This is a genomic window from Roseovarius sp. SK2, assembly GCF_028807495.1.
In the GTDB taxonomy this organism is placed as follows: Bacteria; Pseudomonadota; Alphaproteobacteria; order Rhodobacterales; family Rhodobacteraceae; genus Roseovarius; species Roseovarius confluentis.
Map to the genome: position 1 here is coordinate 680,415 of NZ_JARAMK010000001.1, position 16,398 is coordinate 696,812.

16 protein-coding genes are annotated in these 16,398 nt (G+C 65.7%); 4 read left to right on the forward strand and 12 right to left on the reverse strand.

Annotation, left to right across the window (positions count from 1 at the left end; all coding sequences use genetic code 11):
* The 5 genes from PVV74_RS03465 to PVV74_RS03485 all read right to left on the reverse strand — a co-directional run bounded on the left by PVV74_RS03465 (window position 1) and on the right by PVV74_RS03485 (window position 3,371).
* Window positions 1-1,005: an AI-2E family transporter gene (locus tag PVV74_RS03465; RefSeq protein ID WP_103761767.1), complete on the reverse strand. Its 1,005-nt coding sequence runs from the start codon at window positions 1,003-1,005 to the stop codon at window positions 1-3.
* A 15-nt stretch (window positions 1,006-1,020) separates the two neighbouring features.
* Complete coding sequence (locus PVV74_RS03470; RefSeq protein ID WP_274592227.1) at window positions 1,021-1,788, reverse strand: hypothetical protein; 768 nt, start codon at window positions 1,786-1,788, stop codon at window positions 1,021-1,023.
* A complete protein-coding gene (locus PVV74_RS03475; RefSeq protein ID WP_103761769.1) occupies window positions 1,760-2,176 on the reverse strand; it encodes a phage holin family protein in 417 nt (138 codons plus the stop codon). The genes PVV74_RS03470 and PVV74_RS03475 overlap by 29 nt, the downstream gene beginning before the upstream one ends.
* The gene (locus tag PVV74_RS03480; RefSeq protein ID WP_103761770.1) at window positions 2,176-2,625 is read right to left on the reverse strand and encodes a hypothetical protein; all 450 of its coding nucleotides are present in this window, start codon (window positions 2,623-2,625) and stop codon (window positions 2,176-2,178) included. Before PVV74_RS03480 ends, PVV74_RS03475 begins: the two co-directional genes overlap by 1 nt.
* Window positions 2,626-2,825: 200 nt before the next feature.
* Window positions 2,826-3,371 (reverse strand): hypothetical protein, encoded by a 546-nt coding sequence (locus tag PVV74_RS03485; protein ID WP_103761771.1) that lies wholly within the window; start codon window positions 3,369-3,371, stop codon window positions 2,826-2,828.
* Window positions 3,372-3,734: 363 nt separating this feature from the next.
* On the opposite strand from PVV74_RS03485, the gene PVV74_RS03490 reads away from it, so the two are divergent.
* Together PVV74_RS03490 and phnX are read left to right on the forward strand one after the other, a co-directional pair.
* Window positions 3,735-4,748 (forward strand): histone deacetylase family protein, encoded by a 1,014-nt coding sequence (locus PVV74_RS03490; protein WP_274592228.1) that lies wholly within the window; start codon window positions 3,735-3,737, stop codon window positions 4,746-4,748.
* A 66-nt stretch (window positions 4,749-4,814) separates the two neighbouring features.
* Window positions 4,815-5,597: a phosphonoacetaldehyde hydrolase gene (gene phnX / locus PVV74_RS03495; protein WP_274592229.1), complete on the forward strand. Its 783-nt coding sequence runs from the start codon at window positions 4,815-4,817 to the stop codon at window positions 5,595-5,597.
* On the opposite strand, the gene PVV74_RS03500 is transcribed toward phnX, so the two are convergent.
* From PVV74_RS03500 to hisS, 5 genes are all read right to left on the reverse strand, one after another.
* Window positions 5,562-6,107: a DUF4166 domain-containing protein gene (locus PVV74_RS03500; protein WP_274592230.1), complete on the reverse strand. Its 546-nt coding sequence runs from the start codon at window positions 6,105-6,107 to the stop codon at window positions 5,562-5,564. The two genes, phnX and PVV74_RS03500, sit on opposite strands and share 36 nt — an antisense overlap.
* Window positions 6,104-6,382, reverse strand: coding sequence for a DCC1-like thiol-disulfide oxidoreductase family protein (locus PVV74_RS03505; protein ID WP_274592231.1), 279 nt, complete (start codon window positions 6,380-6,382; stop codon window positions 6,104-6,106). Before PVV74_RS03505 ends, PVV74_RS03500 begins: the two co-directional genes overlap by 4 nt.
* A gap of 122 nt (window positions 6,383-6,504) precedes the next feature.
* Window positions 6,505-7,200 (reverse strand): ATP phosphoribosyltransferase, encoded by a 696-nt coding sequence (gene hisG / locus PVV74_RS03510; protein WP_103761776.1) that lies wholly within the window; start codon window positions 7,198-7,200, stop codon window positions 6,505-6,507.
* Window positions 7,197-8,294: an ATP phosphoribosyltransferase regulatory subunit gene (locus PVV74_RS03515; RefSeq protein WP_274592232.1), complete on the reverse strand. Its 1,098-nt coding sequence runs from the start codon at window positions 8,292-8,294 to the stop codon at window positions 7,197-7,199. Before PVV74_RS03515 ends, hisG begins: the two co-directional genes overlap by 4 nt.
* Window positions 8,294-9,790: a histidine--tRNA ligase gene (gene hisS, locus PVV74_RS03520; RefSeq protein ID WP_274592233.1), complete on the reverse strand. Its 1,497-nt coding sequence runs from the start codon at window positions 9,788-9,790 to the stop codon at window positions 8,294-8,296. Before hisS ends, PVV74_RS03515 begins: the two co-directional genes overlap by 1 nt.
* Before the next feature lie 163 nt (window positions 9,791-9,953).
* Between hisS and PVV74_RS03525 the strand changes: the two genes are divergently transcribed.
* A complete protein-coding gene (locus tag PVV74_RS03525) occupies window positions 9,954-10,148 on the forward strand; it encodes a SlyX family protein (RefSeq protein ID WP_274592234.1) in 195 nt (64 codons plus the stop codon).
* 13 nt (window positions 10,149-10,161) lie between these two features.
* Here the strand turns inward: PVV74_RS03525 and PVV74_RS03530 are convergent, their stop codons facing one another.
* Window positions 10,162-11,016 carry a hypothetical protein gene (locus PVV74_RS03530; protein WP_274592235.1) on the reverse strand — a complete coding sequence of 285 codons (855 nt, stop codon included), beginning with the start codon at window positions 11,014-11,016 and terminating at the stop codon, window positions 10,162-10,164.
* A 116-nt stretch (window positions 11,017-11,132) separates the two neighbouring features.
* Window positions 11,133-14,681 (reverse strand): DNA polymerase III subunit alpha, encoded by a 3,549-nt coding sequence (gene dnaE / locus PVV74_RS03535; protein ID WP_103761781.1) that lies wholly within the window; start codon window positions 14,679-14,681, stop codon window positions 11,133-11,135.
* 165 nt (window positions 14,682-14,846) lie between these two features.
* On the opposite strand from dnaE, the gene PVV74_RS03540 reads away from it, so the two are divergent.
* Complete coding sequence (locus PVV74_RS03540; protein ID WP_274592236.1) at window positions 14,847-16,364, forward strand: ABC transporter ATP-binding protein; 1,518 nt, start codon at window positions 14,847-14,849, stop codon at window positions 16,362-16,364.
* Window positions 16,365-16,398 lie beyond the last annotated feature (34 nt).

Here is a 16,398-nt window from a genome sequence, read left to right on the forward strand (position 1 = left end):
CTAGTGTTCGGACGCCGTCCCGCGCTTCGATTGAGCCGAGACAAGGGCATAGACCCACACGACCACCGGCAGGGCGACGATACCCCCAAGTGGTCCCCAAAGCCACAGCCCGAATACGATGGAGAGAAAAACGACCAACGGATTGACCTTCAGTTGTTTGCCGACCAGCGCCGGCGTCACGAACTGCGCCTCGAGCGCGTTCAGCATCAGGAAGGATGCCGGCGCGACCAGCGCATAGGCCGAGTTGAACGTCAAAAGCCCTGCCAGCAACAACGAGAACACGATCGCCAGCGGGCCAAGGTAGAGAACGAAGTTGGCCAGAAATGCCGCCGCGCCCCACAGCATCGGGTTCGGCAGGCCGATGAGGATCAGCACACCGAACAGCGACGCGCCAAGACCGAGGTTGATCAGCGTGATGGTCACAAAATAATGCGAAACCGCGCGATCGGCCTGTTTAAGCGCCACGCGGTACTGTGGGATTGCGCTGTAGATGTCGTCGCGGGTCATCAGGAAAAAGAACAATGTCCCCGCGAAAATCAGCAATTGCCCGAACAGGTTTGGCGCCAGCCACAGCGCTTCCGCGACGGACGGAATCGCCTCTTCGACCGCATTCTCGCCACCCTCTGAAATGGTGCGCTCAACGTCGAAATTGATGCCGCCGATACTGCGCAACATGAATGTCAGTTCGTTCATCCAGCCGCGAAACTGCTGCTGGATGCGCGGCACCTGATCGATCAGCGCCGACAGCAACGGTCCCAGCGCAACAATCAGCAGAAAGATGACGACAGCACCGACTATCAGCGCGGAAGCCGCGCTGACGGTTCGCGGCACACCGAGGCTTTCCAACCGGCTTGCGACGGGCGACATCACCACGCCCAGAACAAGCGCGAACGTCGCCGGGGCAAAGAGGTTTTGCGCCTCTTTTGCCGCGGCGACGACTGCGATGAATGTGAGGGTGATAAGGCAGGCCCTTACCAGCTTCGACGGGGCGTGATCCGATACCACCTTGCGTATTTACCTTCAGCCAGCTTTGGAATTGAACTGTTCGGTGCCGGCGCGGACCGCTTCGTTGACCGCGGACTTGCCCTTGGTTTCCAGTTCCGAGATTTCCGCCGAAAGGCGCTCTTCGGCTGCACGTAGAAAGGCATCCCGGCGGGCCCCCATCAACTCGGCTTCGCGGCGCGTGCTGGGCAGCAATGCGCCCAGCAATCCGCCGATTCCTGCCGCGACCAGCCCGGTCACCAGGGGTTGCGAGTTGTGCGTATCAACGGCCGACTTTGCCGCGCCCCGGGCATACCGCTCCGCAGCTTCCTGAGCATCGACGGCCTTCAACCGCAGCGAGATCACGCGATCCCGCGCTTCCGGCCCAAGCCGCTCCAGGCCGCTATGGAGCTTCCTGCGCATCCGAGACGCCGAGGCGGACACGCGGCCAGCGGCGATCTGCGTGCGCTTGGCGTTGCGTTCGGCTGCACGGGCAATACGCTCGTCTTGGCTCAACCCGTTCGAGCTCCGCCCGACGTTGGAAAACGCACCCTTCTGATGCGCAGTACCACCGGCCACGAGCATTGCCACGCCGATCCCCACAAGCGCCAGGCCAACGGGATGGTCCTTGGCCGATTGCGTGATGCTGTGGGTGGCGGTCCGGCCAAATTCGGCGGCATCGTCGATGGCCTGCCGTCCAAGGCGTCCGGGGTTCACGCTCTCGGCAAAATCCCCGATCGCATCGGCCAGTCCGGCACGATGCTGTTCTGCGTCTTTCTCAAGCTTTTCCATAGACTTCGCGGTCATCATGACTCTCCTCGAATAGTGCAATATCTGATTTCAGGCTTTCGATCGTGCGTCGGGGCATCATTGCCCGCGCCGACAGGCACCGCATTCCGATCACGCCCAGTATGACCGTCAGCGTGACGAACACCCCGAACACGATCGCCGCAGACGTGCCAAATCCAAGCCCCATATCCGCCAGTGCCAGCACGGCCACCACCGCAAGGGCGTGAACGCTGACCAGCGCAAAAAGTAAAGCGGCGGCAATCAGGATCAGTCCGGCCTTGGCCGACCTCAGGTTCTGGCTCAGCTCCCGCCGCGCCAGGTCGGCATGGGCGGCCAGCAGTCCCCGCGCTTCGCGCAGGATGCGGGCCACGACCACGCCGAATGGTGGTTTGGGCGCGTCCTTCATCAGTCGTGTGTCCCCGTGTGCGGGCTTTCGGGCAGATAACCCGACCAGACGTCATCGTCCGCCGTGATCAACTCGGGACCGTCATCCGCATCCGAGGGCGCGCTGGCGCTCAGGAAACGCGCCGCGGCAAACCCGGCCAGCGCCGCGCCGCCCAAAAACAACAGAGGGTTGCGCCGTGCAAACGCCGACACATCCTCGACCATGTCCGGCAACGACCGCTCGCGCAGGCGGTTGGTCGCGTCCTCGACGGCCTCACCCGCCTGGGTCAGGAACGAGTTCACGGCATCATAATCCTCGAACTCACCAGCAGCTTTCTTGGTCGCGCTTGAAATCGTATCGCCGTGATCGGCCACGTCGTCGCGCATCTCTGCCGCGCGGGCCTCGGCCTCTTTCGTGACGGCTTCCTTACCGTCTTCGACCATTTCCTTGGCTTTCGTCTTGGCGTTCATTTTCGGTCTCCTCACGCATTTGTGACGTGTTGCGATCTGTATCGCTCTGTCAACGTCTGCGGGCTTCGGAGGTTCCGCTGCGTCTGCAATATCTTTGACGCCCCGTGCCCGCGTCCAAGCCGCCGCCGAACAACTCCGTGGACACGAAAAACCGGGGCGCCGAAACACCCCGGTTCATACTCGTCACTTTACAACTGGCGTTAGCCGCGGTTGATCGCATCGGCGATGCGGTCACGCAGATAGTCGACCGAGAACGCATACTCGAGCGCCTTGCCTTCGTTGGTCGTCTGCAGCGACTTCACCTGAATGCCAACAGTCGGCACTTGGTAGCCACCTTCGGCGTCAAGGTCGACAAAGACCAGGCCACCCATTTCGCCGCGGTCCTCGGTGTAGGACACGGTCCCGACAGGCTCGCCCGTCACGGTGTAGATCATCGTGCCCGGCTCCGCGATCAGCAGGATGTTCTCGCCCTCGGTATTCTCCGAACCGGTTTCGTCCTGTGCAACTTCGTCGTCCACGCCTTCATCGGCAGAACCCGAGGTCTGCGTACCGATCACGACGATGTCGTCGCCATCTTCGGAATAAGTCTTCGCTTCAACTTCGGTGTTGCCATCTTCAACTTCAGCGGCGTTTTCCAGGACCTGACCCTTGTTCGTCACGTCTTCGCCGACGGTGGATTCAGCGTAGGCGGCAAGGGCGCCTGCGGTCGAAAATGCGGCTGCGAGTGCAATCGTACGGTTAAACATTGTAATCTCCTTCGCTTGTGCAGCACCGTGCTGCGATCTGGGATAAGAACTGCTTGCCCCCCTCCGGGTTCCGAAAAAATTCTTGCATCGGTTTTTTTACCGCGCGGCCCATGGCGGAGACGTCGCGGGGACTTGACACAAATTCACCGTAAAAACTTGATATAAATCATAATTTCATGCGCGGTGATCCAGAGCCCCAAGCGCCGTTCACACAGTCGAAAACAATATCGTGAACCTCTTCGCTCTTTGCGCAGCCGCCCGCACGACGCGCAACTGTGCATTTTTTTGCCCAGCCTTCCGGTGTCATTCCCCGACGCTCCGCGCTACCGTGCATCGCGTACAACAGCTAAAGCGGCCCCGATCATGCACGCCTTTCTCGCCCCGGCCCAGTCCGCCCACGCCCCCCAGACCTTCTTGCATCAGGGCGTCCTGAAACCTTCGCCGGAAGCACCGGAACGCATCGCCATTCTCAAGGACGCCGCCCAGGCCGCGGGCTGCACCTTCGCCACCCCACCCGATGCAGGGATCGCCCCCATCGCCGCGGTGCACAGTTCCGAGTACATCGGCTTTCTCCGCACCATCCACGCCCGCTGGTCCGCCCTCGACGGCGCCGCGCCCGAGGTCATTCCGAATATCCACCCCCGCACGCGCGCCGACAGCTACCCCACCTCCCCTGTCGGTCAGGCGGGCTATCACCAGGCCGACACCGCCTGCCCCATCGGCCCGCACACCTGGGACGCGGCCTACGCCTCGGCCCAATCCGCCATCGCCGCCGCTGACGCGGTGGCTTCCGGCGCACCCCACGCCTACGCGCTCTGCCGCCCGCCCGGGCACCACGCCTATGCCGATCAGGCCGGCGGCTTCTGTTTCCTCAACAACTCCGCCGTTGCCGCCCAGCGCCTGTTGGCTGCGGGCCACCGCCCCGCCATCCTCGACATCGACGTGCATCACGGCAACGGCACCCAGGGCATCTTCTACGACCGCGCCGACGTGCTCACCGTCTCGATCCACGCCGACCCGTCCGATTTCTACCCGTTCTTCTGGGGCCACGCGCAGGAACGCGGCGCCGGCCCCGGCCTCGGCGCCAACCTCAACCTCCCCCTGCCCCGCCTGACCGACGACGACGGCTATGCCCCAGTGCTCGACACCGCCCTCGCGCGCATCACGGATTTCGGCACAACCGCGCTGGTCGTGGCCCTCGGCCTCGACGCGCACCAAGCCGACCCCTTCAAGGGCCTCGCCCTCACCACCCCCGGCTTCACCCGCATCGCCCGCACGCTTGCCGCCACCGGCCTGCCGCTCGTTCTGGTGCAGGAGGGCGGCTATGTCTCCGACCATCTGGGCACGGCCCTCTCGGCCTTCCTCTCGGGGCTCTGATATCTGTCACAAAACCATCAAGCTCTACCGCTAGACACGGCTGAACCACCAGCAGGAAAGACCCCAATGACCCGCTTCACCGCCGCCGTGTTCGACTGGGCCGGCACCACCGTCGATTTCGGTTCCTTCGCCCCCATGGGCGTCTTCGTCGAGGCCTTCGCCCAATTCGGCATCACCGCCACGATCGCACAGGCCCGCGGCCCGATGGGCGCGCCCAAGTGGGACCACATCCGCACCATGCTCGACATGCCCGACCTCGCCCGGCAATGGCAGGACAGGTATGGCCGGGCGCCAAGCGACGCGGATGTCGATGAGGTCTACAAGGTTTTCGTTCCCATGAACGAGAAAGTGGCCGCCGATCACGCCACCCTCGTCCCCGGCTGCGCCGAAGCCATCGCCCAGCTGCGCGAAATGGGCCTCAAGATCGGCTCCACCACCGGCTACACCCGCTCGATCATGAACCACGTCCTGCCCGTCGCGGCGGCGCAGGGCTACACCCCCGACACCCTGGTATGCTCGGACGACCTGCCCGAAGGCCGCCCCGGCCCGCTTGGCATGTATCAATGCATGATCGACCTCGTCGCCTACCCGCCCGAAACGATCCTCAAGGTCGACGACACCGCCCCCGGCATCAAGGAGGGCGTCGCGGCGGGCTGCGTGACCGTGGGCGTCGCGCTTTCCGGCAACGCAGTCGGCAAGACGCCCGAGGAACTGGCCGCCCTCACCGAGGCGCAGATCGAGCCGCTCCGCGCCCACGCCACTGCGATCCTGAAAGACGCCGGCGCCGATCATGTCATCGACACCGTCGCCGACCTACCCGCCCTCGTCCGCCGCCTGGGCCACGTCTAGCCACCCGTGATAGCGCAGCACCGGCGCGCTCCCCCAGGGCAGCCCGATGGAAATCTCGAACCGGTAGCGCCCCGCGTCGGGCCGCTCCGAGGCGCTGACCTTCGGCGCCGCCCATCCCGGCACCGGCAGGCCGAGGCACCGGAACCGCCAGTCCACCAGGTGCAGGCCGCCTTGCGCCGGCACCAGCCGGCACATCGCCACCATCGCGCCCATCCGCTCGGCCAGCTTGCCATCGGGCGTGGCCCACTGCGCCGTCTGCATGACCTGCCCGGCCATGCTGCGCGTCCAGACATCCCGAGCACCGCGCCCGCGTTTCTCGAACCTCAATTCGGCGTCCTCCACCGCCGGCGGAAACCCCGCCCACCGTAGCGCCGCCCGCAGCACCGGATTGCGCGTCACCTCCACCGTGATCCGCCCGTGAAACACCCCGTCGCCTGCATGTAGCGCCCGGCACTCCGGCGCCAGCGCCGCCATCCCGGCCTCGCCCAGCAGCCGCGCATAGACCGTCACCGCAAAAGCCGCCGTTGCACCTGCGGGTCCGGCAAGGCACACAAGTCCCCCTGCCCGAAAACCGCATATCTGTTCCGCGCGATCCGCGCATAGATCCAGTCACGCAGCCCGACCGGCAAAACCCACACCAGCCGCGCGGGCGCATAGGCCCAATGCAGGCGCGGGAACAGCATCGCCATCCCCTCCAACGATCCCCAGGCCCGACCATCCTCGATCATCAGCCAGGACGCCGGATCATCCCGAAACGAATACGGCCGCCGCGCGTCGGGCTGCATCACCGCACCCCGGGCTTTTTCTTGCCAGAAATACTCAACTCCAAACCGCCCAAGTCCCGCATCGCCGCCGGATCATGGCACCGGCAGGTTTTCACTGGTCCCGAAATACTCAAAAGACGCCCTCAGTCCACGCCCAGCGTATCCAGCAGCGCCTTCAGTGCCGCGTGATCGTCCGGGTCATGCGCCACCCGGCGCGACCGGAACAGTGTCGCCTGGCTGCGCAGGATCATCCCGTCCTCCAGCGTCTTCAGGTGGTTGGCCCGCAGCGTGTCCCCGGACGAGGTGATATCGGCAATCGCCTCCGCCGTCTCGTTCTTCACCGTGCCCTCGGTCGCGCCCTGGCTGTCGACCAGCTGATAATCCGCCACGCCATTGTCGCGCAGGAACTCGCGCACCAGCCGGTGATACTTCGTGGCGATCCGCAACCGGAACCCATGCCGCTCCCGAAACGCCGCCGCCGCCGCATCCAGATCATCCAGCGTGCCCACGTCCACCCAGACCTGCGGCACCGCCAGCACCAGGTCCGCGGCCCCAAAGCCCAGCACCTCGACCTCTTCGACCACCTGCTCCCAGCCGCCAAGCTTCTCGCGTATCAGGTCCTGTCCTGTCACTCCGAGGTGGATCCGCCCGGCGGCCAGCTCGCGCGGGATCTCTCCCGCCGACAGCAGCACCAGCTCGGCATTCTCGACGCCGCGCACGAAGCCCGCGTATTCGCGTTCCGCGCCGCTCCGGCCCAGCTCCACGCCCCGGTCCGCGAACCAGCCGAACGTCTTGTCCATCAACCGGCCCTTCGAGGGCACACCGATCTTCACGCTCATGCCCCGCCCTCCAGCGCCAGCACCTGGTCGGGCCGGATCACGCCGCCCACTGCCGGGATCTCGTGGCCGCCGCCCAGCCGCCGGGTCAGCGCGTCATAGCGCCCGCCCGTGGCAACAGGGGGCAGGTCCGGGCGCTTCGGCACCGAAAAGCCGAACACGAATCCATCGTAATATTCCATCTGCGTACGGCCATAGCTGGCCTCGAACTCAAGCGTCTGGGGCGCCACGCCCGCGCGCTCCAGCGCCTCCAGCCGGCGGGCCAGTAACTCCACCGCGCCCGAGATCGCCGGCATGTCCACCGCGATGTCGCGCAGATGCTCCAGCGCGTTGTCGGCGGTCTCGCGCACCGCCAGCACCGCATCCAGCAATTCCACGTCCCGCGCCGTAAGCGGCGGAGAGTCCGCATCCTCGCGCAGCGCCCTGATCCGCGCCACAATCTCGTCCGGCCCGCGCAGCCCGATCATCGGCGCGTCACAGGCCATAGGGTCCGTCGCCGCCAACAGCGCCGCCCGGCTCTCCGGCACCGGCGCCCGGCCCGAGAACCGCTCGATCAACGCGCGAAACCGCCGCGGCCGCCAGATATGCCGGCGCAGCGCCACCTTGCGCCGTTCGGTCGTGTCCAGCCCTTCGACGGCAGCCATCAGGATGCCGATATCGCCGATGATGGCCTGCAACCGCAGGTGCTTCACCGCCTCGTGGATCACCGCGAAGACCCGCGCATCCGCTTCCGCGGGCGCGCGCCGGTCGAACATCTCGAACCCCACTTGCAGGTATTCATTGGGCCGACCCGAGTCGTCTTCCTGCCGCCTGAAGACCTCACCCGCATAGGTGTAACAGGCCGGCTCCGCCCCGTGCGCCATGTGCATCTGCACCACTGGCACGGTAAAGTCGGGCCGCAGCATCTGCTCTCCCCGCAAGGCGTCCGAGGTCACGTAGGCCCGCGCCCGGATATCCTCGCCATACAAATCCAGCAACGTGTCCGCCGGTTGCAGCACCGAGGTTTCCACCGGCACCGCGCCCGCCGCCTCGAACATGTCGCGCAGCCGGGCGGCCTCGGCCTTGACCGCCGCGCGGTTGTCCGGGGTCGGTCCCATCAGCCCTGTCCGCTTTCCTGGCCGTCCAGCATCTCGCGCACCTTCGCCACCAGCTGGTCGCGCGGCACCTCGAACTGGCTCGGGCGTTCCTTCCATTCCTCCAGCGTGGCGTTCTCGGCAATCTGCGCGCCAAGAACCAGGTCCTTGATCTGCACCTTGCCCGCGTCGAACTCGTCGCTGCCCGCAATGACCGCGACGGGACTGCCCCGCCGGTCCGCGTATTTCATCTGGTTGCCAAAGTTCTTGGGATTCCCGAGGTACACCTCGGCGCGGATGCCCGCGCTCCGCAGTTCCGACACCATCGCCTGGTACTCCGCCATCCGGTCCCGGTCCATCACGGTCACCACGACCGGCCCCTCGACCGCGCCGCCAATCCGCCCCTTCTCACGCAACGCCGCCAGCAGGCGATCGACCCCGATGGAGACCCCCGTCGCCGGCACCGCCTGCCCGGTGAACCGCTTCACAAGGTCGTCATACCGCCCCCCGCCCGCGACCGAGCCGAACTGCCGCTTGCGGCCCTTGTCGTCGAAGATCTCGAAGGTCAGTTCCGCCTCGTAGACGGGGCCGGTATAATACCCCAGACCCCGCACCACGCTCGGGTCGATCACGATCCGGTCCGGGCCATAGCCCTGCGCCGCCAGCAGATCGGCAATCGCCTCAAGCTCCTGCACGCCCTCAGCGCCCATCGCGCTTTCGCCCACCGCGTCGCGCAGGTTTGCCAGCGTCTCAGCCGCGTCCTCGGCTTTCGAGGTCAGGAAGGCCAGCACCGGCTTGGCCTGCGCATGGGTCAGCCCCACACCGTCGATATAAGCGCCCGACGCATCCAGCCGCCCTTCGGTCAGCAGTGCGCGGACACCTTCCTCGCCCACCTTGTCGAACTTGTCGATGGTGCGCAGAACCGCGTCACGCTGCTCGCCTTCGTCAAGGCCCATGACCTCCAGTACACCGTTCAGAACCTTCCGGTTGTTCACCCGGATCAGGTAATCCTCGCGCGGAATGCCCACTTCTTCCAGAGTGTCTGCCAGCATCGCGCAGATCTCGGCATCGGCGGCCATGCTGGCCGTGCCCACCGTATCCGCGTCGCACTGATAGAACTGCCGGTAGCGCCCCGGCCCCGGCTTTTCATTCCGCCACACCGGTCCCATCGCATAACGCCGATAGGGCGTCGGCAGGTCGTTGCGATACTGCGCATAGACCCGCGCCAGCGGCGCCGTCAGGTCATAGCGCAGCGCCATCCAGTCGCCCTTGTCGTCCTCGTCGAACTCCTGCCAGGCAAAGACGCCCTCGTTGGGCCGGTCGACGTCGGGCAGGAACTTGCCCAGCGCCTCGACTGTCTCCACCGCGCTCGTCTCCAGCGCGTCGAACCCATAGCGATGATAGACCCCTGCAATCTTGCGCAGCATGTCGGCGCGCTCGGTGACTTCCACACCGAAATAATCGCGGAACCCCTTGGGCGTTTCCGCCTTGGGGCGCGGGGCCTTCTTGGTCTTCGCCATGTCCCTAATTCCTTGGCTAAGGGCTTTGCGGCGCGGTCTAGCCGAAGGCGGGGTGCGGGGCAAGCACGGCAAGGCGCAGGCTGAGGTGCCATCACGTGTTTTCCCCTTGAACGGGGCGGGATTAGGTTCAATCCTGTATCGGAACGCAGTCGATAGGCCAGAAATGCAAGAGCTTGAAGAAAAAATCGCCCACCTGACCCGTGCCGTGGACGACCTGTCCGACACCGTCGCCCGGCAGGAGACGGTGATCGCCCTCCTCAATCGCCGCGTTCAACTACTGTTGGAGCGCGAGGCCGAGCGCGAGACGGCGCAGGGCGGCCAGGAGGTCGTCGGCGACAGCCGCCCGCCTCACTGGTAAGAACCACGGAAACTCAGCCGCCCTTGCGGTCCTGCGCCAGCACGTTGCCGCCATGCACCAACAGCGTGTGCCACTGCGCGTTGCTGCCGAACCGCTCGTAGATGCTGACGAACACCGTTTCACGGTCCAGCCGGTTGATCCGGTTGCCGCAGGGCTTGCCGCGACCCACCTTGCAGACCCGCGATTTGAGCTGCTCATACGCCTTGTCGGTCGTGCTGTAAGGATGCACCTCTGCAGGCAGGCCGTACCGCAATTGCTCGTGCGATTCCGCCCCCGCCAGAACCGCCACCGCCGCCGAGAACTGCCGCGCGCAGCCGTCGTCGAATCCGGTAAGGTAGAATGTCCGCAGGCCGGTGCTTTGCGGGGCACTGTCATAAAGCGCGTAGGCCCCGCGCCGCTCAGGGTATACCTCAACCCGGCTCCCCATCTGCCGGTCGCTCAGCCCGCAGATCCGGGCGACCTTGCCATAGGGCAGCACCGTACCCGGCGCGACTTCACTCGTGGCGCCATCGGCGGGCGCGTTCCCGCCGCCACCGAACAGGCCGAACAGCCCCCGCTTTTGCGGCTTGGGCTCCACTTCGCGCGACGCCCCAAAGGTTTCGGGCGGTGTCTGGCGCGCCGTCTCCTCGGTGGCACCGGGCTCCGCGCTTTGTTCTGGCTCGGACGTGCCGCCCTTCGGCTTGCCCCCGCCCAGCAGCCGCGCCAGGAATCCGCCGCTCTCGGCCTCGTCCCGCGCCTCTGGCCCGGGCATCGCGCCCATGGTTTCGGCCCCCTCCGGCAGATCCTGCTCGGACAACCGGCCGATCTCGGCCTCCGGCGCGCCACAGCCCGCCAGGGCCAGCGCGCAAATCAATACAATTTTCCGCATGGTCCTCCAGGGGTCCCATCGCTTCCGGTCAACGATTTAGCCCAGAACCGCGATACGGTCCACTGGCCCGACGCCGCACCGGTGGAGTGTTGCCGATCCGAATCACTCGCGAGGTTTCAAAGGTCCTCGACCATGACCACGCCCTCAAGACTCTTGATCGCGCCCTTGATCTGGGGCGTCACCGGAAACTCGCGGCCCGCGTCGATCTCCACCTCGCCGGGCAATGCCTCGTTCATCAGGCAGAACCGGATCGGGCCGCGCCCGCCCCGTGCCGCGGTCGTCGGCGCATTGGTCAACACCTGCGCCACCGACCCGATGGCGGTTTCACTGTCGACAAAGATTTTCAGCCCGCTGGCGCCCGCATCCGCGACCACCGCATCGGCGGGCTGCACCGACCGCGCCAGCAGCTTCAGCTGATCGCTCTCCATCGTCGCCTCGACCACGATCACCACCTGGTTGCCGGTTTCCAGATGCTCGCGCGCCACCTCCAGCGTGTCCGAGAACATCGTCACCTCGTAGCCGCCCGTGACATCGCTCAACTGCACGAAGGCAAAGCGGTTGCCGCGCGCCGATTTCCGCTCCTGCCGTCCGGCGACGACGCCGGCCATCTTCGCCACCACGGCGCCCGACCGTGCCGCCAGCTCGTTGACCTCGTCCAGCGTCTTGACGTCCTTGCGCTTCAGCGCGGCCATGTAGTCGTCCAGCGGATGCCCCGACAGGTAGAAGCCCACCGCGGCATATTCCTCGGTCAGCCGCTCCGCAGGCAGCCAGTCCTCGACCGGGCTCAGCCGCGGCTCCGGCAGGTCCTCGCCCGCCTCGCCAAACAGAGACACCTGGGCCGAGCCCTTCTGTTCATGGATCGCCGCCGAATAGCGCATCAGCGACTCCAGGCTGTCGAACACCCGCCGCCGGTTGCGGTCCAACGCGTCGAACGCCCCCGACCGCGCCAGCATCTCCAAGGGCCGCTTGCCCACCGCCTTCAGGTCCACCCGCCGCGCGAAATCATAGAGCGTTACGAACGGCTTTTCGCCGCCCCCGCCCCGGACCTGATCCGGGGCCTCCTCGCCCCCCTCGTGCCGCGCCGCCACGATCAGCCGCATCGCCTCGACGCCCACGTTCTTCAACGCGCCCAAGCCATAATGCAGCACGCCGTCCTTCACCTGGAAGGTCGCGTCCGAGCGGTTCACGCAAGGCGGCGCCCAGGGCAATTCCAGCCCCTTCTTCACTTCCTCGAAATAGATCGCCAGCTTGTCCGTCAGGTGGATATCGCAGTTCATGACGCCGGCCATGAACTCCACCGGGTGATTGGTCTTCAGCCATGCGGTTTGGTAACTGACCACCGCATAGGCCGCCGCGTGCGACTTGTTGAAGCCATAGTTGGCGAACTTGTCCAGAAGGTTCCACACCTCCAGCGCCTTGGCATCATCGACGCCGTTATCCTTGGCGCCCGCGATGAACTTGGGCCGCTCGGCATCCATCGCCTCCTGGATCTTCTTGCCCATAGCCCGGCGCAACAGGTCCGCACCGCCAAGCGAATACCCGGCCATCTCCTGCGCGATCTGCATCACCTGTTCCTGGTAAACAATAATGCCCTGCGTCTCGTCCAGGATATGATCCACTGACTTGTGCAGGTAATCCCGCTCGCTCAGCCCGTTCTTCACCTCGCAATATTTTGGGATGTTCTCCATCGGCCCGGGCCGATAGAGCGCCACAAGCGCCACGATATCCTCGATGCAGGTGGGCTTCATCCGCTTCAGCGCATCCATCATGCCCGAGCTTTCCACCTGGAACACCGCAACCGTCTTCGCCTTGGCATAAAGCGCATAGGTCTTCTCGTCATCGAGCGGGATCTGCCCGATATCGTTCTCGGCCCCTTCGTTCGGCTCGTAGATACGGCTGCCATCCGCCGCCGTATGCAAATCCCGCCCCCCGGCATGGATCTGCTCGATCGCGTTCTGAATGACGGTCAGAGTCTTCAGCCCCAGAAAGTCGAACTTCACCAGCCCCGCCTGCTCGACCCATTTCATGTTGAACTGCGTCGCCGGCATGTCCGACCGCGGGTCTTGGTAAAGCGGCACCAGCTCATCCAAGGAGCGATCCCCGATCACCACGCCCGCCGCGTGGGTCGAGGCGTTACGCAACAGTCCCTCCACCTGCATCCCGTATTTCAGCAGGCGGTCCACGACCTCCTCGTTGCGGGCCTCCTCGCGCAGGCGATCCTCCTGCGCCAATGCCTTTTCGATGGAAACGGGCTTTACCCCCTCCACCGGGATCATCTTCGACAGGCGGTCCACCTGCCCATAGGGCATCTGCAACACCCGCCCGATATCGCGCACCGCGGCCTTGGATAAAAGCGCACCGAAGGTGATGATCTGCCCCACCTTGTCGCGCCCATACTTGCCCTGCACGTACTGGATCACCTCTTCCCGGCGATCCATGCAAAAGTCGATGTCGAAGTCGGGCATCGACACTCGTTCCGGGTTCAAAAACCGCTCGAACAGCAGGCTGTACCGCAGCGGATCAAGGTCCGTGATCGTCAGCGCATAAGCTACCAGGCTGCCCGCGCCCGACCCGCGCCCCGGCCCCACCGGGATGTCATGGTCCTTGGCCCACTTGATGAAGTCGGCCACGATCAGGAAGTAACCCGGGAAGCCCATTCCCTCGATGATCCCCAGCTCGAACTCCAGCCGCTTTTCGTACTCCTCGACCGACGCCGCGTGGGGAATGACCGCCAATCGCTCATTAAGGCCTTCCTTGGCCTGCCGCCGCAACTCGTCCACCTCGTCATCGGCAAAGCGCGGCAGGATCGGGTCGCGCCGATACGCACCAAAGGCACAGCGCTGCGCGATCTCCACCGTGTTCTCCAGCGCCTCGGGCAGGTCTGCGAACAGCGTCGCCATCTCCGCCGGCGACTTGAAATAATGCTCTGCCGTCAGCCGCCGCCGCGGCTCGGACTGGTCCACATAGGCGCCTTCCGCGACGCAGATCATCGCGTCATGCGCCTCGTACATCTTGGCCTCGGGAAAATAGACGTCATTCGTCGCCACCAGCGGCAGATCCATGGCATAGGCCATCTCGACAAAGCCGCGCTCGGTCTTGGCCTCGGCCTCCGGCACGCCCGCCTCGCCGCGATGCCGCTGCAACTCGACATACAGGCGGTCGCCGAAGATCCCCGCCAGCTTCTGCATCAACGCCTCCGCCGCCGGGCGCTGTCCCAGCTGCAAGAGTTTGCCCACGGCCCCCTCCGGCCCACCGGTAAGGCAGATCACCGACGCGCCATGCGCCTCGAGGTCCTCGACCGTCAGATGCGCCAGCTGCCCGTCCCCGCGCAGGTACAGCGCGGAATTGAGCTTCATCAGGTTCTCGTAGCCTTCCTCGTTCTGCGCCAGCAGAACCACCGGCGCGGGCGGCACGGGCCGCTTCCCCGGCTCGGGCGTCATGTATTGCAGGTCCATCTGGCAGCCCATGATCGGCTGCACCCCCGCCCCCTGCGCCGTGACGGAAAATTCCAGCGCGGCGAACATGTTGTTGGTGTCGGTCACGGCCACCGCCGGCATCTGGTGCCTGGTGCAAAGGTCGGTCAGCTTTTTCAGCCGCACGGCCCCTTCCAGCAGGGAATACTCGGTATGGACGCGAAGATGGATGAATCGGGGGGAACTGCTCATACCGACACACTATCCAGCACCGCTCCCTTCGCCAAGCCCGACATCTGCCCAAATCCGCATCACCCGGACCGGCCCGACGCCGCGTATCCCACGCCCCCCATTGCCGTTCCCGCCCGCCTTGCGCTAACAGGGACGGGGACCGCGAAACCGGGGGGACAACGGCGCGTGACGGAACCGCTGCTCAGCATCGACGGGCTGACCAAGGCCTATCCCGGCGTGGTCGCCAACGAGGATGTCAGCTTTGACATCCACGCCGGCGAGGTGCACGCCCTCCTGGGTGAAAACGGCGCGGGCAAGTCGACGCTGGTCAAGATGATCTACGGGCTGGTCAAGCCCGACAGCGGCACTATGCACCTGCATGGATCGCCCTTCGCTCCGTCCGAACCCAGCGACGCACGCCGCCACGGCGTTGCGATGGTGTTCCAGCACTTCTCGCTTTTCGACGCGCTCACCGTGGCCGAAAACGTGGCCCTCGGCATGGAAACCCCGCCCCCCATGCGCACCCTCGCCGCCCGTATCCGAGAGGTCTCGGAAACCTACGGCCTGCCGCTCGACCCCGGGCGCACCGTGGGGGACCTCTCGGCAGGCGAACGCCAGCGGGTCGAGATCATCCGCTGCCTGCTGCAGGACCCGCGCCTGCTGATCATGGACGAACCCACCTCGGTGCTGACCCCGCAAGAGGTCGCGATCCTCTTCAAGACCTTGCAGAAGCTCACCTCCGAGGGTGTGGCGATCCTCTACATCTCCCACAAGCTCGAAGAAATCCGCACGCTCTGCAACCGCGCCACGGTCCTGCGCCGGGGCCGCAACGTCGGCACCTGCGACCCGGCGCAGACCACGGCGCACGCCATGGCCGAGATGATGGTCGGCAGCGCCTTCGAGACGCCCGCCCGGCGCGACACCAAAACCGGCGCCCCGCGCCTCACGCTCGACGCGCTGTCGGTTCGCGCGCCCTCGGCCTTCGGCACCGCGCTTCGGGACGTGTCGCTCACCCTGCACGCGGGTGAAATCCTCGGCATCGGCGGCGTCGCGGGCAACGGGCAGGACGAACTTCTCGCCGCGCTTTCGGGCGAGTTGCCTGTGCCGCCCAGCGCCCTGCGTCTCGACGACAAACCCATCGGCCGCCTGCCCCCGCAGGCCCGGCGCGACCTCGGTCTTTTCGCGGCCCCCGAGGAACGGCTGGGCCACGCTGCCGCCCCCGAGATGAGCCTGACAGAAAACAGCCTGCTCACCGGCGCCACCAAGCAGAATCTCTCCAACCGCGGCTTCCTGAACTGGCCCCGCGCACAGAACTTTGCCGAGAAGGTCATCGCCACCTTCGACGTTCGCACCCCCGGGCCAAACACCGCTGCCCGCGCCCTGTCCGGTGGCAACCTGCAGAAATTCGTCATCGGCCGCGAAATGGCGCACGACCCCGAGGTTCTGATCGTCAACCAGCCCACCTGGGGCGTCGACGCCGCTGCCGCCGCCTTCATCCGGCAGGCGCTGATGGACCTCGCCGCCAAGGGGGCCGCCATCCTTGTCATAAGCCAGGACCTCGACGAGCTGATGCAGATCTCCGACCGTTTCGCCGCGCTCAACGCGGGCCGGTTTTCGGACATCCACCCCACCGCCGACCTGACGACCGAGCAGGTGGGCCTGATGATGGGCGGCGCGCACGACATGGAGGTGGCGCATGTCTGAGCCCGCGCACCAAGAGTATCTTGCCTCTGGCGGG